A 23,594-nucleotide genomic window follows, 5' to 3' on the forward strand; every position below is an offset into this window, starting at 1 on the left:
GCTCCTCCGAAGCCGGAAGCACCACTCCTCCGAAGCCGCAACGCTCAGCTGCAACGCGGCCTGAGGATCGCGAGAAGAACCTGGTCTTGGTCCTCCGAGCGAAAGTCCCTGGGTTCCCGCGTTCGCGGGAACGACGGTAGGGGATACAACGCGGGGCAGATGACCCGATCAAGGGGCAGCGAACACCGCCTGACGGATCGCTGCCCAGTCAAAGCAAGAGCGCCCAGACGCGAAGATCAGCAGTCCAAACAACCTGCCGCGCACCAAACGCAGCCTCGCCCTCAACCGATCATCTGATCCGCCAGCGCACCCACGCGCGCCAGCACCGCGTCGCGCTGATCCGAATCGACCTTGGCGCCTTGCAGCAGCGCCACCAGCACCCACGGCGTGCCGCCCGCGAGCGGCCACAGCACCGCCAGATCGTTGCGCGTGTCGCGGCCGTTGTTGCCCGTCTTGTCGCCCACGCGCCAGCGCTTGCCCAGGCCGGCGCGCAGACAGTCGTCGCCGGTCTGGTTGTCGATCAGCCAGTCCGCGTACTGCGCACGCGATGCCTTGGACAGGCCATCGCCCACCGCGAAGCGCGCCAGGCTGGCAGCCACCGCCGCAGGGCTGGTGGTGTCGCGCGGATCGTCGGGTGCGAAGTTGTTCATCTCCGGCTCGTAGCGATCGCTGCGGGTCACCGCGTCGCCCTGCTTGCGCAGGAACGCCGTCAGCGCCGGCGGCCCACCGGCGCGCGCCAGCAGCAGATTGGCCGCCGTGTTGTCGCTGTTGGTGACGGCCGCGCGGCAGAGATCGCGCACGGTGAGGTCCTTGCCCACGTGCCGCTCCGACTCCGGCGCCCAGGACAGCAGCTGCGCCTGGCGGATCGGGAGCCGCTCATCCAGCGACAGCGCCCCGGCGTCGGCCAGGCTGAGGACGTGCGCGGCCAACAGCGCCTTGAAGGTGCTGCACATCGGGAAGCGCTCGTCCTGGCGGCGGCCCATCCGGCGGCCGGTGCCGACCTCCAGCAGGGTCACCCCCAGCCGTCCCCCGCTGACCTGCTCCAGCGCGGCGAAGTCCTTGGCGCCGGCGATCGCCGCGGCCACCACGCTGCCTTTCGCGGCGGCAGGCGCCACCGGCGCGACGGCGGCCGCCCAGGGCGCGGCGAAGGCGGTGAGCAGCGCGGTCCCGCTGCGCTGGAGGAATCGACGACGGTCAGACATGGCGGCACTCCGAACGGTTGGGTCCCAGGATTATTGGAAGGCAGCCCTGCGGCCACCAGCGCGAAGTTTCAGGGGCAGCCATAAGCTGGATCGATGGCTTGGGCTACAGTGCCCATCGCACGACGCCCCGCCTGCGTGCCTGCATCCTCTCCCTCCCGTACGGCCGTCATGCTCCGATCCGCCCTGCCGCTCAATGCCTTGCGCGCCTTCGAGGCCGCCGCACGCCACCTGAACTTCACCCGCGCCGCGCTGGAGCTGCACATCAGCCAGGCCGCGCTGAGCCATCAGATCCGTGTATTGGAATCGCGCCTGCAGGTGGTGCTGTTCCATCGGCTGGCGCGCGGCGTGGCGCTGACCGACGAGGGCGCGGCGCTGTACCCGATGCTCAACGAAAGCTTCGACCGCATCGCCGCCACGCTGGATCGCTTCACCGACGGCCGCTATCGCGAGACCTTGAACGTCGGCGTGGTCGGCACCTTCGCCATCGGCTGGCTGCTGCCGCGTTTGGCGCAGTTCGGCGCGGCGCATCCGGCCATCGACCTGCGCCTGCAGACCCACAACAACCGCGTCGATCTGGCCGGCGAGGGGCTGGAGCTGGCGATCCGCTTCGGCGAGGGCGACTGGCCGGGCCAGCACAGCACCCCGGTGATGGCGGTGCGCTTCGCCCCGCTGTGCGCCCCGGCCCTGGCCAGGACCCTGCACCGCCCGGAGGACCTGGCCGCGCATACGCTGCTGCGCACCTACCGGCAGGACGAATGGTCGCGCTGGTGCGCGGCGGCCGGCATCGCGCCGCTGGATGCGCGCGGGCCGGTGTTCGACACGTCCCTGGCGATGGCCGCGGCCGCCACCGCGGGCGCCGGCGTGGCGCTGCTGCCGGTGGAGCTGTTCCAGCAGGCGCTGGACAGCGGCCAGCTCGTGCGGCCGTTCGATCTGCACATCGCGCTGGGTCGCTACTGGCTCACCCGGCTGCGCTCGCGGCCCGAGAGCCCGGCCGCGCAGCAGTTCCGGCGCTGGCTCGAACAGCGCGTGGCGCAGGACGCAGCTCCTGCGGACTGACGCCCCGGCTCAGGCCGCGTCGTCGTACAGGGCCATCCAGGCCGCCTCGGCCTTGGCCAGGTCGCCGGCGGCCTGCTCGCGCTGGCGGCCGAGCGCGGCCAGCCGGCTGCCGTCGGCGGCATTGGCCGGGTCGGCCAGCTGCGCATCGATCGCGGCCACGGCCGCTTCCAGCTGCGCCACCTTGTCTTCGGCCGCCTTGAGCTTGTGCGGGTTCGGCGGCTTCTTCTGCACCAGCGGCGGGGTCGGCGGCGGTGGCGTGGGCGCGGCCTGGGCCAGCTTCTGCTTGGTGCCCTGCGCGGCCGGGCGCGTGCGCAGCCAGGCGGCGTAGTCGTCCAGGTCGCCGGAGAACGGTTCGACCACGCCGTCGGCCACGCGCCAGAAGGTGTCGCAGACCAGGCCGATCAGATGGCGATCATGGCTGACCATCACGATGGCGCCCTCGAAGATGCTCAGCGCTTCGGCCAGCGCCTCGCGCATCTCAAGATCCAGATGGTTGGTCGGCTCGTCGAGCAGCAGCACGTTGGGCTGCTGCCAGGCGATCAGCGCCAGCGCCAGGCGCGCCCGCTCGCCGCCGGAGAAACCATCGACCACCTCGAAGGCGCGATCGCCGGGGAAGTTCCACTTGCCCAGGAAGTCGCGGAACGACTGGGTGGACGCATCCGGAGAGATCTCGCGGAAATGGTCGATGGGCGACTGCCCCTCGTGCAGCGACTCGACCGTGTGCTGGGCGAAGTAGCCGATGCACAGGTCAGGGTGCGCACTGCGCTCGCCATGCACCGGCGCCAGTTCGCCGACCAGGGTCTTGACCAGGGTGGACTTGCCCGCGCCGTTGGGGCCGAGCAGGCCGATGCGGTCGCCCGCCTCCAGGCCGAAGCCGACCTTGTGCAGAATCACCGTGTCCTCGCCGTAGCCGGCCTCGACATGGTTGAGCCGGATCAGCGAATACGGCAGGCGCGCCGGCGCGGCGAATTCGATGCGGAACTCACGCTCGGCACGCACCGCCTCGGTGCCGGCCATCTTGGCCAGGCGCTTGATGCGGCTCTGCGCCTGGCTGGCCTTGCTGGCCTGCGCCTTGAAGCGGTCGATGAAGCTCTGCAGATGCGCGCGCTCGGCCTCGGCCTTCTCGTGCTGGATCTGCTGCTGGCGCAGGTGCTCGGTGCGCTGGCGTTCGAAGTCGGTATACCCGCCGACGTAGAGCTTGGCGCCGCCGCCATGCAGGTGCAGGGTGTGGGTGGCCACGTTGTCCAGGAACTCGCGGTCGTGGCTGATCAGCAGCAGCGTGCCGGGATACTTCAGCAGCCACTGCTCCAGCCAGAACACCGCGTCCAGGTCGAGGTGGTTGGTCGGTTCGTCCAGCAGCAGCAGATCGCTGGGCATCATCAGCGCACGCGCCAGGTTCAGGCGTACGCGCCAGCCGCCGGAGAAGTCCTTGACCGCGCGCTGGTGAGTGTCGGCCGGAAAGCCTAGGCCGTGCAACAGCTTGCCGGCACGCGCCTGGGCGTCGTAGCCGCCGACTTCCTCCATGCGGATGTGCACGGCGGCCACCGCTTCCCAATCCTCGGCGGCCATGGCGTCGGCCTCGGCCTTGAGCACGGCGGCCACTTCGGTGTCGCCGCCCAGCACGAAGTCCAGCGCCGCATCCGGCAGGGCCGGCGTCTCCTGCGCCACGCTGGCGATGCGCACCTTGCCGGGCAACTCGACATCGCCCTTGTCGGCCTCCAGCTCGCCCTTCACCGCGGCGAACAGGCTGGACTTGCCGGTGCCGTTGCGCCCGACCACGCCGACCCGGTAGCCGGCGTGCATGGCCAGGTCGACATTGGACAACAGCAGGCGTTCGCCGCGACGGAGGGCGAAATTACGCAACGAAATCATGGGGGTTTTCCGAAATAACCGAAGGGCATGAGGAGATGAGGACCCTTCCTGCGACGCCATTCTAACGTTAACGAATACTTGACTCGGAGCCCGCGCGGGGCGCCGCAACCGCGGATTTTCCGGCGCGCGGCGCGCACGGCCAAAGCGATTTCAGCCGAAACCGGGTTTGACACATCAGTTAGAAAAGCGTTAATTCGAAAGTGCATCGCGACCTCGCCCCCTGTTCAGGCGACGAGCCCTCCCCCAGCGATGCGAGCCTTTATTACCGGAGTTGCATAGATGAACCGCAAGACCAGTCCCCTCGCCGCCGCCGTGGCTCTCGCCCTGGCCGCCGCCCCCGCCTTCGCCCAGGACGCCGCCTCTTCGGCGCCCGTCAAAGCCAGCACGCTGGATACCGTGATCGTCACCGGTACGCATGTGGCCGACCGCACCGTGGCCGAATCCCAGTCGCCGATCGACATCATCTCGCCCGAGACCCTGCAGTCCACCGGCACCACCGAACTGGCCACCGCGCTCTCGCGCGCCCTGCCCTCGCTCAACTTCCCGCGCCCGGCGCTGGTGGACGGCACCAGCGGCGTGCGCCCGGCGCAGCTGCGCGGGCTCTCGCCCGACCAGGTGCTGGTGCTGGTCAACGGCAAGCGCTACCACAGCTCGGCCGCGATCAACCTCAACGGCAGCATCGGCCGCGGCTCCTCGGCGGTGGACCTCAACAGCATTCCGGTCGCGGCCATCGAGCGCGTGGAAGTGCTGCGCGACGGCGCCTCGGCGCAGTACGGTTCGGACGCCATCGCCGGCGTGGTCAACATCGTGCTCAAGGGCGCCGGCAGCGGCGGCAGCCTGGCGGTGAACTACGGCAAGTACGCCAAGGGCGATGGCGAGCAGTACCAGCTCTCGGGCGATGCGGGCGTCGGCTTCGCCGACGGTCGCGGCAAGCTGCACGTGGCCGGCCAGGTCGGCTACCAGGATCCGACCAACCGCTCCGGCGCCTACGCCGGCAGCACGCCCAACACCGGCAACTTCCCCTCGGTGGGCCAGAAGGCCTTCGTGATCGGCGACCCGGACGTGAACGCCGGCGCGGTGTCGGCCAACACCAGCTTCGACTTCAGCGACCACCTCAGCGCCTACGCCACGGCTATCGCCAGCAACCGCGACATCGACTCCTACGCCTTCTACCGCTCGAAGAACCATAACAACCAGAGCGCGCTGCTGGCGCAGTTCTATCCGGACGGCTACGTGCCGGTGATCAACCAGTACTCCAAGGACCGCTCGCTGATCGCCGGGCTCAAGGGCAACACCGACGGCGGCTTCACCTGGGACGTCAGCTACAACTACGGCTACAACAAGATCGACTACCACACCCGCAACACCATCAACTACACGCTCGGCGCGGCCAGCCCGACCAGCTTCTACGATGGCGCGCTGGAGTACACCCAGAACATCTTCAACGCCGACTTCACCCAGGCGCTGGACTGGGGCCTGGCCTATCCGGTGACCTGGTCCTTCGGCGCCGAGTACCGCGGCGAGAAGTGGAACCAGTCGCCGGGCGAGTACGGCTCCTACGCCAACGCGGGCCAGGGCATCGCCGGCTCCAGCTCCGGCGCGCAGGGCTTCGGCGGCTTCACCCCGGCCAACGCCGTGCATGCCGACCGCCACAGCTACGCGGTCTACACCGGGCTGGAAGCCGACTTCACCGACAAGTTCTCCGCCGGCCTGACCGGTCGCTACGAGGACTACTCGGACTTCGGCAGCAAGGTCTCGGGCAAGCTGTCGGCGCGCTACGCCTTCACCGACCGCGTGGCCCTGCGCGCCACGGCGTCCAACGGCTTCCGCGCCCCGTCGCTGGCCCAGCAGAGCTTCCAGGCCATCTCCAGCACGATCAACAACGGCGTGTTCTTCCAGTCCGGCACTTTCCCGGCCGACACCGCCGTGGCCCATGCCCTGGGCGCCAAGCCGCTCAAGGCCGAGACCTCGACCTCCTACAGCGTGGGCCTGGTGCTGCAGCCGACCGATGCGTTCTCGCTGACGGTCGATGCCTACCAGATCAAGATCGACGACCGCATCCTGCTGTCCTCCAACGTCAACACCACCCCTGCCGCGCGCGCGCTGCTGACCAGCCTGGGCCAGGACCAGGTGACCCAGTTCCGCTACTTCACCAACGCCGCCGACACCCGCACCCGCGGCGTGGACGTGGTGGGCACCTATGCGATCCCATTCGCCACCAGCGGCCTGGACCTGACCGCCAGCTACAGCTACGGCAAGACCGAGGTGACCCGCCTGGACGCCTCGCCGGCCGTGCTGACCGGCCTGGGCATCACCACCGGCCTGGTCGGGCGCGACGAGATCGGCCGACTGGAAGACAGCTTCCCCAAGAGCAAGGCGATCGTCGGCGGCACCTGGCATAGCGACCACTGGAGCGTGGGCCTGACCGGCACGCGCTATGGCAGCGTCACCGTGCGCAACTCGACCACGCCGGCCAACGACCAGACCTTCGACGCCAAGTGGCTGGTGGACGTCAACGCCAGCTACAAGCCGACTTCGCAGTGGACGCTGACGGTGGGTGCGGACAACGTGCTGGACACCTATCCGCAGGAAAACACCTACGCCAACTCCACCAGCGGCGTGTTCCCGTACAGCAACTACTCGCCGTTCGGCTTCAACGGCGCCTACGTGTACGGCCGCATCGCCTACACCTGGTAAGCCGCTCCAGCGTCATCGCGTGAACCCAAAGCCCCGGCCGATCTGGCCGGGGCTTTTTTCTTGCGCCCAGGCACAGGGTTGGTTGGCGCACTTTGCCCACCAGCCTTGATCCGACGGGGCAAGGCTCCTCGGCTCACCAACTTTCCCAGGCTCAGCCTTGGACCGGAGAGGATTGAGCCTCCGCATCATGCCTGGTGGGAGCCGCCATGGCGGCGATGGGGCTTTCCCGGTAAAGCCTAATCGCGACTCAGGCATGCTCGGTAGAGCCTCATCGCCGCCATGGCGGCTCCCACATTGGAGTCCGACAACGCAGCTGCCGTCGGGCATGCTGCAAGGACACGTCGCGCCCATGCACCGTCGCGAACCATCATGATCAGGCTCTGCACACCCGGCCGAGGCTCTGAGTCGGGTTAGCAAGACCTCTTTCGAACCGAAGCCCCACTGCATGACGCGCGCAGCAGCGGGCCGGCGGGCGGTGGCCGCGCCTAGCGAGGCAGGATGCCGAGCGCCCGAGTCAGGGCAGGATGCCCTGACCGAGGGATAAGCGGACGCCGCCCGCCGGACCGCTGCCCCTCCGAAGCCGAACGACAACCACGCGCCGCCATACCCCAATCAGGCAAAGAACGCTTTTTGTTCTTCGACGGAACTAGAACACCCGGCACGTGGAACGAGAGGACCGGAACGTTGTGGCACTGCGCTCCTAACGCTGATGACGCTGCGAGCAGCAGATTAGTCAATCTCCCTGACTCAAGCACCGCCACCAGGGCACGCATCGCTCTTAGACTCTCGGCATGCCCCACCTGCCAGAGCCCCTGACCGCTTCCGAGGACCACGCCGAATTTCGGAACGTGGCGGGCCGGCCGGGCGCCGAGCTATACCGCGCGAACATCGTGCAGCATGCCTTCGAACCGCACACGCACCAGGCGTACGGACTGGGCATCATCGAGACCGGCGTCGAACGGTTCCGCTATCGCGGCGCCGACCACCTCGCCACCCCACAGTCCCTCGTCCTGATGCACCCCGACGTACCGCATACCGGCCGCGCGGAAACCGCAGGCGGCTGGCGCTACCGCATGCTGTATCTGGATCCGGCCTTGGTCAGCGCGCTCAGCGGCGAAGCGCACTGGTGGTTCGGCGACGTGGTGGAATCGCACCATCCCGAACTCGCGCAGCGCCTGACCTCCCTGCACCAGCACCTGTGGCAATGCAGCGATGCCCTGCAGGCCGATGGCCTGCTGCTGGAATTCATCGCCAGCCTGCGCCCCCTGGCGCGGACCGCTACGCGCGAGCTCCGCGATGGCGCCACCCCACGCCTCGCGCCCGTGATCGACGCCATGCGCGCCGCGCTGCACGAGCCGCTGGCACTGGCCGACCTGGCCGCCGTGGCGAACCTGAGCCCCTTCCACTTCCTGCGCAAGTTCAAGGCGCAATACCACCTCACCCCCCACCAGATGCTGATGGCCTTGCGCCTGGCCGAAGCCAAGCGCCTGCTGGCCCGGGGCGTGCGCCCGGCCGATGTCGCCGCGGCCACCGGCCTGACCGACCAGGCCCATCTGACCCGCGCCTTCGCACGCCGCTACGGCGTCACCCCGGCGCGCTATCAACGCCAGATCCGCTGAGCCTCCGACACGACCGCAAGCGCAAGCTGGTACAAGACGGCGGCCGCGCCCACGCGCCACCCTGCGCCCTGACGTGACGGCATCGCAGGGGAACACCGACCATGGGCGCAGGCGTGGCATTCGCCTTGATGGCAGGCTTGATGTGGGGCCTGGTCTTCGTCGGGCCGCTGCTGCTGCCCGAATACCCGCCCATCCTCCACACCCTGGGCCGCTACCTGGCGTTCGGCCTGATCACGCTGCCGCTGGCCTGGTGGGACCGCGCTGAACTGCGGCGGCTCACGCGCGCCGACTGGACCGAAGCGCTCAAGCTCTCGGTGGTCGGCAACTTCCTGTACTACCTGTGTCTTTCGAGCGCCATCCAGCGCGCCGGCGCGCCCTTGCCGACCATGATCATCGGCACCCTGCCCGTGGTCATCGCCATCGCCGCCAACCTGCGCAACCACGCCCGCGACGGGCGTCTGCCCTGGCCCCGCCTCGCCCCCGCCCTGCTGGTGATCCTGGCCGGCATCGCCTGCGTCAACCAGGTCGAGATGGCCACGCTCGCCCACGCCTCTGCGGCCCAGCGCAGCCGCTACCTGTGGGGCGCGATCCTCGCGGTCGGCGCCGTCGCCTGCTGGACCTGGTATCCCCTGCGCAACGGCGACTGGATGCGCGCCCATCCGAACCGCAAGGCGCGCGCCTGGGCCACGGCCCAGGGCCTGGCGACCCTGCCGATCGCCCTGCTCGGCTATGCGGCCTATCTGGCCTGGCGCTACGCAACGGCGAGCGCGGCGGCCGATGTGGCGCCGCTGGGTCCTCGCCCCTGGGCCTTCGTCGGCCTCATGGGCGCCATCGGCCTGCTGTCTTCCTGGGCCGGCACGCTGTGCTGGAATGCCGCCAGCCAACGCCTGCCCACCGCGCTGGTGGGCCAGCTCATCGTGTTCGAGACCCTGGCCGCCCTGCTCTACGCCTTCCTGCTGCGCGGCACCTGGCCCGGCGGCGTGATGCTGCTCGGAATCGGGCTGCTGATCGCGGGTGTGCTGGTGGCCGTGCGTATCCGGCCGGAAGTCCATCCATAGCGGGCTGTGCGGTGGCGGGCGCTGCCTTGGCGTTTCGCGCGTGATCGCCAAAATCTACGGATAGGCAGACATGCGTCTGCCGAAAGGCACTCCCGCGTTCGCGGGAATGACGGTGGTTGGGGCGTGTGGCGCCGAGCGGGGCGCGCGGCCACCATAAGATCGCATCGGCATGAAGCGAACGGCGATGGGCGTAAGGTCGGGGCATCGCAGCTGTCGGTTCGGTCATGAGCGATAGGCCGCATGAACCGTTCGGTCATTTTCGATTTGCGCAGCCTGTTCATGCTGAGCCAAACTCGATGGCTCGCAACACGAAGGACGCCCATGCATCACGACACCAGCCTGATCGACATCATCGCCGTCGGCCTGGCCGTGGCCTTCGTGCTGGGCGCGCTGGCCAACAAGCTCAAGCTCTCGCCGCTGGTGGGCTATCTGGTGGCCGGCATGATCGTCGGGCCGTTCACCCCTGGCTTCGTCGCCGACCAGGACCTGGCCACGCAGCTGTCCGAGCTGGGCGTGATGCTGCTGATGTTCGGCGTGGGCCTGCACTTCTCGCTCGAAGACCTGATGTCGGTCAAGAAGATCGCCATCCCCGGCGCGGTCGTGCAGATCACCGTGGCCACGCTGCTGGGCTTCGGCCTGGCATGGTGGATGGGCTGGAATCCGATGCAGGGCTTCGTCTTCGGCCTGGCGCTGTCGGTGGCCAGCACCGTGGTGCTGCTGCGGGCGATGGAGGAGCGGCGCATGCTCGACACCAGCCGCGGCCGCATCGCGGTGGGCTGGCTGATCGTGGAGGACCTGGCCATGGTCCTGGCGCTGGTGCTGCTGCCGGCGCTGGCCGGCGCGCTGGGCGAAGGCGAGGCCGGCGCCCGTGCCGGCGGCGGGGCGTGGATGGAGATCGCCAAGGCGATGGGCGCCACGCTGCTGCAGGTGGCCGCGTTCGTGGCGGTGATGCTGCTGGTCGGGCGCCGGGTGATTCCCTGGACGCTGGAGCGCGTCGCGGCGACCGGCTCGCGCGAGCTGTTCACCCTGTCGGTGCTGGCGATCGCGCTGGGCGTGGCCTTCGGTTCGGCCAAGCTGTTCGGGGTGAGCTTCGCCCTGGGCGCGTTCTTCGCCGGCATGCTGCTCAACGAGTCCGAGCTGAGCCACAAGGCGGCCAACGATTCGCTGCCGCTGCGCGATGCGTTCGCGGTGCTGTTCTTCGTCTCGGTCGGCATGCTGTTCGACCCGACCATCGTGGTGAAGTACCCGCTGCAGGTGCTGGCCACCTTCCTGATCATCGTGGTCGGCAAGTCGCTGGCGGCCTATGCCATCGTGCGCAGCTTCGGCTATCCCAAGGGCACGGCGCTCACCATCTCGGCCAGCCTGGCGCAGATCGGCGAGTTCTCCTTCATCCTGGCCGGCCTGGGCCTGGCCCTGAAGATCCTGCCGCAGGAGGGCCACGACCTGATCCTGGCCGGCGCGCTGCTGTCGATCGTGGCCAACCCCTTCCTGTTCACCGCGCTGGACCGCTGGCTGCGGCGCCATCCGCAGGACGCCCCCGGCATCCCGGCGGTCGAGCCCGAGCCCCTGCCCGGCCCGCCGCTGCGCGCCGGCGAGCACGCCATCGTGATCGGCTACGGCCGGGTCGGCAGCAACCTGGTGCACGTGCTGCACGAGCGCGGCGTGCCAGTGGTGGTGATTGACGACAGCCGCGACAACGTCGACAAGGCGCACGCGGCCGGCATTGCCGCCATCCGCGGCAGCGCGGCGGCCGATGCGGTGCTCGCCGAGGCCCAGCCGGACAAGGCACGCATCGCGGTGCTGGCCATCCCGCAGCCGCTGGAGGCCGGCGAGGCCATCGCCAAGCTGCGCGCGCTCAATCCCGAGCTGACCGTGCTGGCGCGCGCACACAGCGAGGCCGAGGTCGAACACCTGCTCGAACACGGCGCCGATGCCGCCGTGCTGGCCGAGCGCGAACTGGCGTTCTCGCTGGCCGAGATGATCATGGCCATGCCGCCCTACCGACAGGGCCGCCCGCCCGCTGCCGAGCCGGCCGCAACGTCTGCCTGAGGCGGCCGCACGCCCGCCCCGGCGCCGCGGGCCGGATCAGCAGCGGACGCGCTCGCCCTCCGGCGCCGGCACGCCCTGCGCACCGTGTGTCGGCACCGGCGCATGCGCCTCGTGCTGCACCGGCACCGGCCGATAGTGCGCATCGAAGGCCACGTCCCCCGGCGTCCAGCCCGCGCGGCAGCGCACCGCGCCCCAGAAGCGCTTGAGCGTCTCCCACTGCATCGCCACCAGGCCCAGCTCGTTGTCGCGGTCGACCATCGGGTCGGCCACGCCGGTAGGCCGCACCGGCTCGCCGTAGAGCGCGGTGCCGAACAGCACGTCCCACACCGCCAGCACCTGGCCGAAGTTGCAGTTGTGCAGGTTGGGCCGCTGCGGATCGACGACCATGTGGTGCAGGCGATGGAAGGTGGGATCCACCAGCACCCTGCCCAGCACCGGGCCGAAGCCGATGCGCACGTTGGCGTGCGAGAAGTTCTGCACCAGCTCGCCCAGCAGCATCATCCAGGCGAACTCGTCGGCGCGGATGCCGAAGGCCACGCCCACCCCGGCCAGCACGAAGGACTGCAGCGCCCCGTCCAGGTAATGGCTGCGGTCGTTGGCCCAGCAGCTGAGCTGGCGCTGGCTGTGGTGCATGGAATGCATCGCCCACCACCAGGGCATCCAGTGCTGAACGCGGTGCATCCAGTAGTAGGTGAAGTCGTAGACCACGTAGTAGGCGACGAACAGCACCGCAGGATGGCGGTCCAACCAGGGCCAGGCGTCGCGCAGGCCGTGCCCGGCAGTGCCGGCATCCGCGCCGCCGCCGGCCAGGTTGGCCAGCGGCGTCAGCACCAGGAACGAGAACAGCGGGAAGACCCCGACCAGCATCACCCAGGTGTAGTGGAAGTCGATCCGCGCCAGCCGCCGATCTTCCCAGCGTTCGGCCGGCCACAGGCTCTCCAGCGGGCGGAAGACCAGGCCGATGATCCCCAGTTGCAGCGCGGCGATCAGCAGCGAGGCGGCGATGTCGTGCGGGTCGTCGCTGAGGCCACGCAGGTGCAGCGCATCCAGCAGCGGCGCCACGGCATGCCGCGAAAGCAGGTCGACCAGCGTGGACCAGGCATGGGCGACGGACGACACCAGGGCGAAACCAGACATGCGAAGACGGCGAAGAGGGGCACGAGGCCGGCCCCCACAGCATCACGCCGCTGGCTTTCGCCAAGCTGTCCTCGACGGCTAGGGCCGTCGCGGATTGGGGATTCGGGATTCGGGATTCGGGATTGGTCAGAGCGGGCGAGGCCGGGATCGAAGGACCGCTCCTGCGAATCCCCAATCCCGAATCCCCAATCCCGCCCCCCGGATCAAGCCTTGCTGAAGACCAGCTGCCCGCCCTGCGCATCGACCTGAATGGTGTCGCCGCTGACGAATTCGCCGGCCAGGATCTTCTGCGCCAGCGGGTTCTCCAGCTGCGCCTGGATCGCGCGACGCAGCGGACGCGCGCCGTAGACCGGGTCGAAGCCGACGTTGCCGAGCAGCTCGAAGGCCTTGTCCGACACCTCCAGCTTCAGCCCGCGCTCGGCCAGGCGCTTCTCCAGCCCGCTCATCTGGATGCGCGCGATCTGCTTGATCTGCGCCTTGTCCAGCGGGTGGAACACGACGATGTCGTCCAGCCGGTTGATGAACTCCGGGCGGAAGTGCGCCTGCACCACGCCCATCACCGCCGCCTTCATCTGCGTATAGGCCTCGGGCGAGTCGTCGCCGGACAGCTCCTGGATCTGGTGCGAGCCCAGGTTGGAGGTCATCACGATGACGGTGTTGCGGAAGTCCACGGTGCGGCCCTGACCGTCGGTCAGGCGGCCGTCGTCGAGCACCTGCAGCAGGATGTTGAACACGTCCGGATGGGCCTTCTCGACCTCGTCCAGCAGGATCAGCGAATACGGCCGGCGGCGCACGGCCTCGGTCAGGTAGCCGCCTTCCTCATAGCCCACGTAGCCCGGAGGCGCGCCGACCAGCCGCGCCACGGCGTGCTTCTCCATGAACTCGCTCATGTCGATGCGCACCATGGCATCGGAGCTGTCGAACAGGAACTCGGCCAGCGCCTTGCACAGCTCGGTCTTGCCCACGCCGGTGGGCCCCAGGAACAGGAACGAGCCGCTGGGCTTGTCCGGATCGGCCAGGCCGGCGCGCGAGCGGCGCACCGCGTCGGACACCACGCGGATGGCCTCTTCCTGGCCGACCACGCGCTGGTGCAGCACGTCCTCCATGCGCAGCAGCTTCTCGCGCTCGCCCTCGAGCATGCGGTTGACCGGGATGCCGGTCCAGCGGCTGACCACCTCGGCGATCTCCTCGGCGGTGACGCGGTCCTGCACCAGCTTGAACTCGGTGTGCTCGGCTTCGGCGGCGGCGGCCAGCTGCTTCTCCAGCTGCGGCAGCACGCCGTACTGGATCTCGCTCATCTTGGCGTAGTCCTGGCGGCGCTGGGCCGCTTCCAGGTCCAGCTTGGCCTGTTCGATCTGCTCCTTGATCTTGGTCGTGCCCTGCAGCGCGGCCTTCTCCGACTTCCAGATCTCCTCCAGATCGGAGAACTCGCGCTCCAGCGCCTCGATGTCGCTCTCCAGATCGGCCAGGCGCTTGCGCGAGGCCTCGTCCTTCTCCTTCTTGAGCATCTCGCGCTGGATCTTGAGCTGGATCAACCGGCGCTCCATGCGGTCCAGCTCCTCCGGCTTGGAGTCGATCTCCATGCGGATGCGGCTGGCCGCCTCGTCCATCAGGTCGATGGCCTTGTCGGGCAGCTGGCGGTCGGTGATATAGCGGTGCGAGAGCGTGGCGGCCGCGACGATGGCCGGGTCGGTGATCTCCACGCCGTGGTGCAGCGCATAGCGCTCCTTGAGCCCGCGCAGGATGGCGATGGTGTCCTCGACGCTGGGCTCGCCCACGTAGACCTTCTGGAAGCGGCGCTCCAGCGCGGCGTCCTTCTCGATGTACTTGCGGTACTCGTCCAGCGTGGTGGCGCCGATGCAGTGCAACTCGCCGCGCGCCAGCGCCGGCTTGAGCATGTTGCCCGCGTCCATCGCGCCGTCGGCCTTGCCGGCGCCGACCATGGTGTGCAGCTCATCGATGAACAGGATGATCTGGCCCTCGCTCTTGGCCAGGTCGTTGAGTACGCCCTTCAAGCGCTCCTCGAACTCGCCGCGGAACTTGGCGCCGGCGATCAGCGCGCCCATGTCCAGGCTCAGCACGCGCTTGTTGCGCAGGTTCTCGGGCACCTCGCCGTTGACGATGCGCTGGGCCAGGCCCTCGACGATGGCGGTCTTGCCCACGCCGGGCTCGCCGATCAGCACCGGGTTGTTCTTGGTGCGGCGCTGCAGGACCTGGATGGTGCGACGCACTTCCTCGTCGCGGCCGATCACCGGATCCAGCTTGCCGGACTCGGCGCGCGCGGTCAGGTCGATGGTGTATTTCTCCAGCGCCTGGCGCTGGTCCTCGGCGTTCTCGCTCTGCACGCTCTCCCCGCCGCGGATCTTGTCGATGGCCGCGCTGATCCGCGCCTTGTCGGCGCCGGCGTTGCGCAGCATCAGGCCGAGCGGGCCGCTGTCCTCGACCGCGGCCAGGACGAACCACTCGCTGGCGATGAAGGCATCGCCATGCTGCTGGGCGAGCTTGTCGGTGACGTTCAACAGGCGGCTGAGGTCGTTGCCGACCGACAGGTTGCCGGCCTGCCCGGTGACCTTGGGCAGCGCATCGAGCGCCTCGCCCAGCCGCTCGCGCAGCAGCGGCACGTTGACGCCGGCCTGCTGCAGCAGGGCCTTGGTGCTGCCGCCGGTCTGGTCGATCAGCGCCACCATCAGGTGCACCGGCTCGATGAAGTTGTTGTCGCGGCCGACGGCCAGCGACTGCGCATCCGCCAGTGCCTGCTGAAAGCGCGAAGTCAGCTTGTCCATTCGCATGGGAACATCCTCGAAGAAAGGGGGCCGGCGATACCGGCAATGTCTTCCACATGGCGTTCAGCCAGCGTGTTTCAAGGGGTGGTGAGACGCAGCGCTCAGGCGCTGCATAATTCCCGCCGATGCCTGCGCCCGCGCCCTGGTTCGTCTATCTGCTCGAATGCCGCAACGGCAGCTACTACTGCGGCATCACCACCGACGTAGCCGCGCGCTTCGCTGCCCATCAGCAGGGCCGCGGCGCGCGCTATACCCGCGCCCATCCGCCGCTGCGCATCCTGGCCAGCCGCGCCTACCCCGACCGCGCCAGCGCCGCGCGCGCCGAATGGCAGGTCAAGCAGCTGCCGCGCGCCCGCAAGCAGGCCTGGCTGACGGGAGCCTAGCCCCGCGTCATGACACGCAACCGCACGGCAGGCCGGCGATCGGCGCATGCCTTCGCGCAAAACCGCTGTTGCGGCGCAATAGCAGGATTTGGATCGATCTAATCTCCGACTTTTCCAGGGCGTCGCAGGCGCGCCCAACTGCGTCATGGATCACACATCGACGCAGGCGGTGGGCCGCAACCGTTTTCCGCGAATTGACGACGCCCACCGCCCTGCCGAGCGTCGGCGTCCCCCGCCTTCGCCAACCAGGAGCTGGACCATGCACCGCACGACCCGTCTCTCGCTCTGCCTGCTGCTCGCTGCGCTCGCCCCGCTGTTCCCCGGCCAGGCCCGTGCCGACTCCGCCATCTACGGCGGCGGCCCGTTCTACTCCGGCGGTACCAGCGTCATCGACGATCTGCGCGCCTCGGGCTTCACCACCGTCATGCTCTGGAGCGTGCACGTCCAGTCCAACGGCGACCTGTACCTCAACGACAAGCTGATCGTGTCCAACGGCAGCTACGTGGGCGACAGCGGCTGGCCCAGCCGCCTGACCCGCCTCAAGACCGCGCCGACCTCGGTGACGCGCATCGAGCTGTCCGTCGGCTCGGCGGGCGCCACCGATTTCGAGAACATCAAAGCGCTCATCAACAGCCAGGGCACCGGGTCCGACAGCATCCTGTACCGCAACTTCCAGGCGCTGAAGAACGCCACCGGCGCCAACGCCGTCAACTTCGACGACGAGTCGGCCTACGACCTGGCCTCGGCCACCGCCTTCGGCAAGATGCTCTACGACAGCCTGGGCCTGGCGATCACCTTCGCGCCGTATACGCAGGTGACGTTCTGGAAGACGCTCAAGGGCAACCTGGGCGAGCGCGTCGACGGGGTCTATCTGCAGGTCTACGACGGCGGCGCCGGTAACGATCCCAAGTCCTGGTCCGACAGCCTGGGCATCACCGTCGATCCGGGCCTGTGGAGCCGACACGGCAGCAACTGCGCCAGCGGCGACAGCCCGGCCAGCGTCAACAGTCGCATGAGCGCCTGGAAGTCCTCGGCCGGCATCGCCGGCGGCTTCATCTGGCTCTACGACGATATCCAGGCCTGCGCCGCGCAGGGCACCGCGGCCGACTATGCGGGCGCCATCAACCAGGCGGTGAGCACCGGCACCGGCACCGCCTCGCCGAACCTGGCCTATGCCAGGACCGCGACCGGAAGCAGCGCCTGCAACGCCAACGAGACGCCGGCCAAGGCGGTCAACGGCAGCGTCTCGGGCGGCACCAGCGACAAGTTCTGTTCTCTGGTCAGCGGCGCGTGGCTGCGGGTCGACCTGGGCAGCGCCAAGAGCATCAAGCGCGTGATCGTGCGACACGCCGGCGCCGGTGGCGAGAACACCGCGTTGAACACCCGCGCCTACACGCTGCAGGTGTCCTCCGACGCCAGCACCTGGTCCACCGTGGCCAGCGCCAGCAGCAACACCGCCAACGTCAGCACGCACGACATCAATCCGGTCACGGCGCGCCACGTGCAGCTCAAGATCAACACGCCGACGCAGAACGGCGACCCGGCCACGCGCATCTACGAGTTGGAGGTCTACTGAGGGCTGCGGCGACGCCGGCGCCCGGCGATTGGCCGGGCGCTGGTGTGCGGGACAAGCGGCGCACGCCGACGATCGGCGGCAGTCGTTCAACACTTCGAGAACCGCGCATCGCGACACACCGGGCGCGCATCACGCCTCCCTCGCCACGGCTCGACTAGCCTGACGCGTTCCCCCGGACGCGGAGCGCGCGATGCATTACGAGCTGTACTACTGGAGCGGCATTCAGGGGCGCGGCGAGTTCGTGCGGCTGGCGCTGGAAGATGCCGGCGCCGACTACACCGACGTGGTCCGCGAACAGGGCGATGCGGCGATGGAGCCGTTCCTGGCCGGCCAGCAGGATGGCGCGCGGCCGTTCGCGCCGCCCTTCCTCAAGGCCGGGCGCCTGGTGCTGGCCCAGGTGAGCGCGATCCTGCATTACCTGGGCCCGACGCTGGAGCTGGTGCCCGAGGCCGAGTCGCGCCGCCTGCAGGCCCTGCAGCTGCAGCTGACCATCGCCGACCTGGTCGCCGAGGTGCACGACACCCACCACCCCATCGCCTCCTCGCTGTACTACCAGGACCAGCAGGCCGAGGCGCAGCGCCGCGCGGCGGACCTGCGCGCGCAGCGCCTGCCCAAGTTCCTGGGCTACTTCGAACAGGTGCTCGCGCAGGCCGATGGCCGGCATGCGCTGCGCCAGCATTCCTACGTCGACCTGTCGCTGTTCCAGCTGATGAGCGGGCTGCAGTACATGTTCCCGCGGCGCATGGCCGCGCTGGCGCCGGAGCTGCCGCTGCTGCACGGCCTGCAGGAGCGCGTCGCGCAGCGCCCGCGCATCGCGTCCTATCTCGCCTCGGAGCGGCGGCTGCCGTTCAACACCAACGGTATCTTCCGCCACTACCCGGAGCTGGACGCGGCCTGAGGCGCCCTGCCCTTCGTTTTCGGGCAGGCCTAGTCCATGCGCGTCAGCGCGGTGCGGATGGCGCGCAGCTGTTGCTTCACCGCGGCCTCCTGCTGCGGGCCCAGACGCACCAGCGCCTTCTGCCCCACCGACAGGCGCTCCAGCGCCGGATCGGTGAAGCGCAGGCGGCCCTTGCCGTCGGGTTCGACGCTCAGCGGCCCGCTGGGATCCGGCGCCTGCAGCAGATGGTCGATCACCTCCACCAGGCGGTCGTTGAAGTAGGCATTGGGTTTGCCCAGTTCCAGGTAGGCCTGCTGAAACAGCGGATAGAAGCGCCGATACGCCTGCACCAGCGTGGCGGGGTCGGCATGGGTGAAGGCCGCGACATACGGCGCATAGCGCTGCGCATTGGCCGGGTCGATCTCCATCGCCGTCTCGCCTTCCCTGACCTGCAGCGTGCCTTCGACCGGCTTCACCGCCAGCGCAGTGCGCGTGAGGCTGGGCTGGGTGAGGTTGTCGATCATCACCACCAGGCGCTGGATCAGATGCTCGCGCAGCACGATGCCGAGCGCCGCGTCGTTGCCGAACGCGCCGGACAAGGCCTGCCAGGCCGCGTCGTCGCTGGCGGCCAGCGCCGGCAGTGCGGCATCGGCCGCATCGCCGGGCACCGGATGCTGGATGGCCGGGGCGGCCTGGGGCTGCGACCCGGCGGGCGGCGTCGAGGCGGCCGGGCCTTGCGGCTGCGCTGCGGTCGCCGCGTCGGTGTCAGGGGCTGACTGCGGCGCCTCGCGCTGGCCGAACAGCCACCAGCCGGCGGCGGCGACCAGGACCACGACGATGACCCAGGGCCAGCGCGGCGTCGAAGAAGGAGATGACGGCATCAGGCACGACGCCTCTGTTGCGAAGGGAGACCGGTGTGACCGCCTGCCTGCGGAACCGGTTCCCCATCGGCATCCGCCGCTTGGCCACGAGTCAGGTCCAGGCCTGCCGCGATGGCCTGCGCCGCGGCAGGCGCCAGGTCAGGCCGGCGCCTTGGCCTGGGCCGCCGGCAACGCCGCCAGCACCTGCGCCGGCGTGATCGGCAGATGCCGCACCCGCGCGCCGACCGCACGGAAGATGGCGTTGCCGATCGCCGGCGCCACCACCGTGGTGGCCGGCTCGCCCAGGCCGACGGCGGCCTGCGTGCTGGCGACGAACTCGATCTGCAGTTCCGGCACGTCGGCCATGCGCAGCGGCGTGTAGGCGTTGAGGTTGTGGTCGCGCACCTGGCCGTTCTCGAAGGTCGTGCCCTCGTACAGCGCCATGCTCAGGCCCCACAGGCAGGCGCCCTCGGTCTGGGCGAGCGCGCCGTCGGGATGGACCACGGTGCCGCAGTCGGTCACCACCCACAGCTTCTCCACCTTGACCTCGCCGCTGGCGCGATCGACGTGGACCCGCGCCGCGCACGCCACCCAGGTCGGCATGTCGCGCTCCTGGCCGAACGAGGTGGCCAGCCCCAGTCCGGTGTCGGCCGGCAAGGCCTGTCCCCAGCCGCAGAGGCCAGCCAGGTGATGCAGCACGCCGGCCTGGCGGCTGGCGCCGCCGACCGCGTTGGGCGCGCTGCCGCCGTTGTCGCCGGCGCCGTCGAGCAGGCCCAGGCGGAACTGCAGCGGATCGGCGCCCAGCGCGTGCGCCGCCTCGTCCATGAAGCTCTCCAGCGCCCAGTTGGTCCAGCCCGGCCCGACCGACCGCAGCCATCCCGGGCGGAAGGCGCGATTGGCCAGATCGTTGGTGATCGCCCGCACGCGGTGCGCGCCGACCGTGTACCAGTGGTCGGCCCCGGAGATGGCGAACGGATCGTAGGCCACACCGTTCTTGGCCTTGGGCATCAGCGTCGGCGCCATCACCTGGGTGGGCCAGCCGGCGCAGGCATCGTGCTGCATCGCCAGCACCTTGCCCTGCACATCGAAGCCCATGCGCAGGCGCTGCAGCGAAGGCGAACGGAACGAATCGAAGCGCGCATCGTCGGGCCGGGCGAAGGTCAGCTTGACCGGCTTGCCCAGCGCCTTGGCCGCCAGCGCCGCGGGCACCGCGTAGTCGCCATTGAGACGACGGCCGAAGCCGCCGCCCAGCAGATAGGTGCGCAGGACCACCTTGTCCTCGCCCACGCCCAGCGCCTTGGCCAGGGTGGGCAGGATCAGCGACTGCCACTGATTGCCGGTGTGGATCTCCCACACGCCGTCCTTGAGCAGCGCCGTGGCATTGAGCGGTTCGAGCTGGAAGTGCAGCACGCTGGCGGTGGTGTAGTCGGCCTGGATCGTCCGCGCGGCCTTGGCGAAGACATCCTCGACCGGCCCTTCCACGACACGCGCGCCGGCTTTGGCATCGTCGATCAGGCTGGCGGCATGGGCCTGCAGATCCTGCTCGGACACCTTGGCGGTGTCGTCGCTGGTCCACTGCACCTTCAACAGCGCCGCCGCCTGGAAAGCGGTCCAGGTGGAATCGGCCACCGCCAGCACCCAGCCGGGCACCGTGCCCGAGGGGTCGTCCAGGACCAGATGGCCCTGGTAGCCCTTGAGCTGCTTGGCGGCCGAATCGTCCACCGAGGCGACCTTGGAGCCGTTACGCGTGGGCGGCACGACCGGCGCGGCATGGACCATGCCTTCGATGCGCGCATCGATGCCGTACACGCCCTTGCCGTCGGTCTTGCCGGGGATGTCCAGCGCCCGGGTGTCCACGCCGACCAGCCGCCGCTGGTCCGGCGGCTTGATCGGCAGGGCCTTGAGCTCCTCGGCGCTCCAGCTGCGCCGCAGATCGCCGCGCTGGACGATCTCGGCATAGCCGATCGATCGTCCGCCACCGCTGACCACGCTGTTGCGTGCGCTCAGTTGCGCGACGGGCACGTGCAGCAGCTTGGACGCCTCCTCGATCAGGGTGATGCGCCCGGCCGCGCCGGCCTGGCTGAGCTGCGGAAAGCTCTGCCACACCGACCAGCTGCCGCCGGTGACCATCATCCCCCACTTGGGATCGCTGTCCACGTGCTCGACCTGGACCTTGGCCCAGTCCGCTTCCAGCTCGTCGGCCAGGATGCGGGCCAGCGCGGTGCCGACGTGCTGCCCCATCTCGGCGCGGATCACATGCACCGTCACCGTGCCGTCGGGCGCCAGGTGGAACCACAGGTCCGGGTCGTAGCCGCCTTCGGCGACCACCTGCTGCGCCTGCTCGGGCAGGAACACCGCGGCGCGCGCGAAGGCCATGACAAAGCCAGTGCCGGCCGCGCCGATCAGGAAACTGCGGCGGCTCAGACGCAGCCCACGCGGCGGGGTCATCTCATTCATGGCCGGCCTCGCTGGCGGGAGCGGTCTGGGCCTGCGCGGCCTGCAGCTGGCCGGCGGCCAGCTTGATCGCCTTGCGGATACGCACATAGGCCATGCACCGGCACAGGCTGCCGGCCATCACCGCGTTGATCTGCGCGTCGGTGGGATCGGGGAAGTCGGCCAGCAGGGTCGCGGCCTGCATGATCTGGCCGGGCTGGCAGTAGCCGCACTGCGGCGCCTGCGCCTCCACCCAGGCCTGCTGCAGCACGTGCTGACCGTCCGGCGACAGGCCCTCGATGGTGGTCACCTGCTGCCCGGCGACCGCGCCGACCGGGGTGATGCACGAGCGGATGGCGCGGCCGTTGACGTGCACCGTGCAGGCCCCGCACATGCCGATGCCGCAGCCGAACTTGGCACCAGTCAGATGCAGCTGATCGCGGATCACCCACAGCAGCGGGGTGTCGTCCTGGGTATCCACTTCGACCGGCGCACCGTTGACGAAGAACTGGGTCATCTCACTGGTCTCCGGTGGTGTCGGCCTGCGGGCCGGGCGGTGTCTTGGCATGCAGTTCGGCGACACGCTGCTCCAGGTCCGGCCACGGCGGGCGGTCGGTGCGGGTGCGGCGCAGCCACGCCGCCAGCGCGACGATCTGCGCGTCGCTGAAGCTGTGCGCGAAACCGGGCATCAGCACGCCGGCCTGCCCCTCCTGCGTGCCGATGCCATGCAGCAACACCTGGATCAAGGTGTCGGGCTCGTCGGCGGTGAGCGCGTTGTTGAGGCCCAGCTCGGGCCGCGCCAGCTGCGGATGGGGCGCGGTGTTGTAATGGCACGAGGCGCAGGCGGCGTTGTACAGGTTGGCGGCCTGATCCAGCTGGTGCGCGGGGCTGAGCGCGTCGCCGGCCATGCCCTTCTCCAGCACGCCGGCGGCAGGTGCGGCGGTCTGGCCGCGGGTGCCGAAGCGCTCGGCATAGTAGGCGGCGATGGCCTGCACGTCCTCGTCGGACAGCGCCGACAGCCCGTGATGCACGACCGGCGACATCGGCCCGGCGGCGCTGCCGTGCAGCGCGGTGGCGCCGGTGCGCAGGTAGGTGTACAGCTCGTCCTGCGTCCAGGGCACCGGCGCGTGGTTGGTCGCATTGAGCGGCGGCGCGTACCAGCCGTCGATGCGCGCGCCGTCGTAACGCGCAGCGCCGGTCTTCTCCGCACCCAGCGCGTTGCGCGGGCTGTGGCAGGCCGAACAATGCGCCAGCCCCTCGGCCAGGTAGGCGCCGCGATTCCACTGCGCGTCCTTGCCGGTGACCGGGCCGTACTGGCCGTGGCGGAAGAACAGCAGCTTCCAGCCGGCCTGCAGCGCGCGCCAGTTCAAGGGGAAGGGCAATTCGTTCTCGCGCTTCTCCTGGTGCACCGGCGGGCGGGTCATCAGGAAGGCATACAGCGCATGCAGGTCCTCGTCGCTGACCAGCTCGAAATGCTGGTAAGGGAAGGCCGGGAACAGCTGCGCCCCATCCCGGGCCACGCCCTGGCGCATGGCCCGCACGAAGGCCGCCTGCGACCAGCGCCCGATGCCGGTGTCCGGATCGGGCGTGATGTTGCTGGAGTAGAGCGTGCCGAACGCGGTTTCCATCGGGTAGTTGCCCGCGTACGGCGCGCCGCCCTTGGCGGTATGGCAGGTGGCGCAGTAGCCGGCACCGGCCAGCACCTGGCCACGCTGCACCAGCTCGGCCGGGAAGCTGGCCGCGGCCGGCGGCGCGATGGGCTCGATGGAAGGTCGCCAGGCCAGCAGCCAGAGGCCGACCACCGCCAGGACCAACAGTCCCAGCACACCCAGGGCAAGTCGCTTCAACATCGCCGATCCCGCAATGAAGACAGCCGCCAGTCCTCTTCCGGGTCGCTACGGTGGCGGCGGCTGCCGTAGCGGGTGAAGTGTAAGCCTGCTTCCGCTTGAAGTGGGAACGGGTCAGGATCGGCCCACGCAGTCCGGCAGGAGT

The 23,594-nt window shown here is 69.5% G+C and carries 16 protein-coding genes; 8 read left to right on the forward strand and 8 right to left on the reverse strand.

The window, feature by feature from the left end; all coding sequences use genetic code 11:
- Positions 1 to 281: 281 nt before the first annotated feature.
- Positions 282 to 1,202 (reverse strand): class A beta-lactamase, encoded by a 921-nt coding sequence (gene bla / locus QE438_RS09370; RefSeq protein ID WP_306990871.1) that lies wholly within the window; start codon positions 1,200 to 1,202, stop codon positions 282 to 284.
- Between the two features lie 168 nt (positions 1,203 to 1,370).
- Between bla and QE438_RS09375 the strand changes: the two genes are divergently transcribed.
- Positions 1,371 to 2,258 carry a LysR family transcriptional regulator gene (locus QE438_RS09375; protein WP_306990869.1) on the forward strand — a complete coding sequence of 296 codons (888 nt, stop codon included), beginning with the start codon at positions 1,371 to 1,373 and terminating at the stop codon, positions 2,256 to 2,258.
- Between the two features lie 9 nt (positions 2,259 to 2,267).
- Here QE438_RS09375 and QE438_RS09380 read toward each other — a convergent pair whose 3' ends face one another.
- Positions 2,268 to 4,130: an ATP-binding cassette domain-containing protein gene (locus QE438_RS09380; protein ID WP_130517261.1), complete on the reverse strand. Its 1,863-nt coding sequence runs from the start codon at positions 4,128 to 4,130 to the stop codon at positions 2,268 to 2,270.
- Between the two features lie 279 nt (positions 4,131 to 4,409).
- Here QE438_RS09380 and QE438_RS09385 point away from each other — a divergent pair, with 279 nt between their 5' ends.
- From QE438_RS09385 to ybaL, 4 genes are all read left to right on the forward strand, one after another.
- Positions 4,410 to 6,827: a TonB-dependent receptor gene (locus tag QE438_RS09385; RefSeq protein WP_306990867.1), complete on the forward strand. Its 2,418-nt coding sequence runs from the start codon at positions 4,410 to 4,412 to the stop codon at positions 6,825 to 6,827.
- A gap of 791 nt (positions 6,828 to 7,618) precedes the next feature.
- Complete coding sequence (locus QE438_RS09390; RefSeq protein ID WP_306990865.1) at positions 7,619 to 8,446, forward strand: AraC family transcriptional regulator; 828 nt, start codon at positions 7,619 to 7,621, stop codon at positions 8,444 to 8,446.
- A gap of 101 nt (positions 8,447 to 8,547) precedes the next feature.
- Positions 8,548 to 9,504 carry a DMT family transporter gene (locus QE438_RS09395; protein ID WP_306990863.1) on the forward strand — a complete coding sequence of 319 codons (957 nt, stop codon included), beginning with the start codon at positions 8,548 to 8,550 and terminating at the stop codon, positions 9,502 to 9,504.
- 321 nt (positions 9,505 to 9,825) lie between these two features.
- The gene (ybaL, locus tag QE438_RS09400; protein ID WP_286575129.1) at positions 9,826 to 11,553 is read left to right on the forward strand and encodes a YbaL family putative K(+) efflux transporter; all 1,728 of its coding nucleotides are present in this window, start codon (positions 9,826 to 9,828) and stop codon (positions 11,551 to 11,553) included.
- 36 nt (positions 11,554 to 11,589) lie between these two features.
- Here the strand turns inward: ybaL and QE438_RS09405 are convergent, their stop codons facing one another.
- Both QE438_RS09405 and clpB read right to left on the reverse strand, forming a co-directional pair.
- Complete coding sequence (locus QE438_RS09405; protein WP_306990860.1) at positions 11,590 to 12,690, reverse strand: sterol desaturase family protein; 1,101 nt, start codon at positions 12,688 to 12,690, stop codon at positions 11,590 to 11,592.
- 203 nt (positions 12,691 to 12,893) lie between these two features.
- On the reverse strand, positions 12,894 to 15,479 hold the full coding sequence (clpB, locus tag QE438_RS09410) for an ATP-dependent chaperone ClpB (protein ID WP_306990858.1): 2,586 nt from the start codon (positions 15,477 to 15,479) through the stop codon (positions 12,894 to 12,896).
- A 119-nt stretch (positions 15,480 to 15,598) separates the two neighbouring features.
- On the opposite strand from clpB, the gene QE438_RS09415 reads away from it, so the two are divergent.
- The 3 genes from QE438_RS09415 (at position 15,599) to QE438_RS09425 (ending at position 18,330) form a co-directional block, all read left to right on the forward strand.
- Positions 15,599 to 15,856, forward strand: a complete 258-nt coding sequence (locus QE438_RS09415) for a GIY-YIG nuclease family protein (RefSeq protein WP_130561549.1) — start codon at positions 15,599 to 15,601, stop codon at positions 15,854 to 15,856.
- A gap of 259 nt (positions 15,857 to 16,115) precedes the next feature.
- The gene (locus tag QE438_RS09420) at positions 16,116 to 17,432 is read left to right on the forward strand and encodes a discoidin domain-containing protein (protein WP_306990856.1); all 1,317 of its coding nucleotides are present in this window, start codon (positions 16,116 to 16,118) and stop codon (positions 17,430 to 17,432) included.
- Positions 17,433 to 17,622: 190 nt separating this feature from the next.
- On the forward strand, positions 17,623 to 18,330 hold the full coding sequence (locus QE438_RS09425) for a glutathione S-transferase (protein ID WP_306990854.1): 708 nt from the start codon (positions 17,623 to 17,625) through the stop codon (positions 18,328 to 18,330).
- 29 nt (positions 18,331 to 18,359) lie between these two features.
- On the opposite strand, the gene QE438_RS09430 is transcribed toward QE438_RS09425, so the two are convergent.
- The 4 genes from QE438_RS09430 to QE438_RS09445 all read right to left on the reverse strand — a co-directional run bounded on the left by QE438_RS09430 (position 18,360) and on the right by QE438_RS09445 (position 23,452).
- Positions 18,360 to 19,190 carry a DUF3014 domain-containing protein gene (locus QE438_RS09430; RefSeq protein ID WP_306990852.1) on the reverse strand — a complete coding sequence of 277 codons (831 nt, stop codon included), beginning with the start codon at positions 19,188 to 19,190 and terminating at the stop codon, positions 18,360 to 18,362.
- Between the two features lie 138 nt (positions 19,191 to 19,328).
- Complete coding sequence (locus tag QE438_RS09435; protein WP_306990851.1) at positions 19,329 to 21,626, reverse strand: molybdopterin cofactor-binding domain-containing protein; 2,298 nt, start codon at positions 21,624 to 21,626, stop codon at positions 19,329 to 19,331.
- Positions 21,619 to 22,119, reverse strand: a complete 501-nt coding sequence (locus QE438_RS09440; RefSeq protein WP_306990849.1) for a (2Fe-2S)-binding protein — start codon at positions 22,117 to 22,119, stop codon at positions 21,619 to 21,621. Before QE438_RS09440 ends, QE438_RS09435 begins: the two co-directional genes overlap by 8 nt.
- Position 22,120: 1 nt before the next feature.
- Positions 22,121 to 23,452 (reverse strand): cytochrome c, encoded by a 1,332-nt coding sequence (locus QE438_RS09445; RefSeq protein ID WP_307183952.1) that lies wholly within the window; start codon positions 23,450 to 23,452, stop codon positions 22,121 to 22,123.
- Positions 23,453 to 23,594 lie beyond the last annotated feature (142 nt).

Source organism: Pseudoxanthomonas sp. SORGH_AS_0997, assembly GCF_031453535.1.
GTDB classification, from domain to species: domain Bacteria; phylum Pseudomonadota; class Gammaproteobacteria; order Xanthomonadales; family Xanthomonadaceae; genus Pseudoxanthomonas_A; species Pseudoxanthomonas_A winnipegensis.

Bases quoted from the DNA above. Each gene is read 5' to 3' on its own strand.
- QE438_RS09405 (WP_306990860.1), bottom strand. From the start codon at position 12,690: ATGTCTGGTTTCGCCCTGGTGTCGTCCGTCGCCCATGCCTGGTCCACG.
- QE438_RS09395 (WP_306990863.1), top strand. From the start codon at position 8,548: ATGGGCGCAGGCGTGGCATTCGCCTTGATGGCAGGCTTGATGTGGGGC.
- ybaL (WP_286575129.1), top strand. From the start codon at position 9,826: ATGCATCACGACACCAGCCTGATCGACATCATCGCCGTCGGCCTGGCC.
- QE438_RS09415 (WP_130561549.1), top strand. From the start codon at position 15,599: ATGCCTGCGCCCGCGCCCTGGTTCGTCTATCTGCTCGAATGCCGCAAC.
- QE438_RS09430 (WP_306990852.1), bottom strand. From the start codon at position 19,190: ATGCCGTCATCTCCTTCTTCGACGCCGCGCTGGCCCTGGGTCATCGTC.
- QE438_RS09390 (WP_306990865.1), top strand. From the start codon at position 7,619: ATGCCCCACCTGCCAGAGCCCCTGACCGCTTCCGAGGACCACGCCGAA.
- QE438_RS09445 (WP_307183952.1), bottom strand. From the start codon at position 23,452: ATGTTGAAGCGACTTGCCCTGGGTGTGCTGGGACTGTTGGTCCTGGCG.
- QE438_RS09375 (WP_306990869.1), top strand. From the start codon at position 1,371: ATGCTCCGATCCGCCCTGCCGCTCAATGCCTTGCGCGCCTTCGAGGCC.
- QE438_RS09440 (WP_306990849.1), bottom strand. From the start codon at position 22,119: ATGACCCAGTTCTTCGTCAACGGTGCGCCGGTCGAAGTGGATACCCAG.
- QE438_RS09425 (WP_306990854.1), top strand. From the start codon at position 17,623: ATGCATTACGAGCTGTACTACTGGAGCGGCATTCAGGGGCGCGGCGAG.
- clpB (WP_306990858.1), bottom strand. From the start codon at position 15,479: ATGCGAATGGACAAGCTGACTTCGCGCTTTCAGCAGGCACTGGCGGAT.
- QE438_RS09420 (WP_306990856.1), top strand. From the start codon at position 16,116: ATGCACCGCACGACCCGTCTCTCGCTCTGCCTGCTGCTCGCTGCGCTC.
- QE438_RS09435 (WP_306990851.1), bottom strand. From the start codon at position 21,626: ATGAATGAGATGACCCCGCCGCGTGGGCTGCGTCTGAGCCGCCGCAGT.
- bla (WP_306990871.1), bottom strand. From the start codon at position 1,202: ATGTCTGACCGTCGTCGATTCCTCCAGCGCAGCGGGACCGCGCTGCTC.
- QE438_RS09380 (WP_130517261.1), bottom strand. From the start codon at position 4,130: ATGATTTCGTTGCGTAATTTCGCCCTCCGTCGCGGCGAACGCCTGCTG.
- QE438_RS09385 (WP_306990867.1), top strand. From the start codon at position 4,410: ATGAACCGCAAGACCAGTCCCCTCGCCGCCGCCGTGGCTCTCGCCCTG.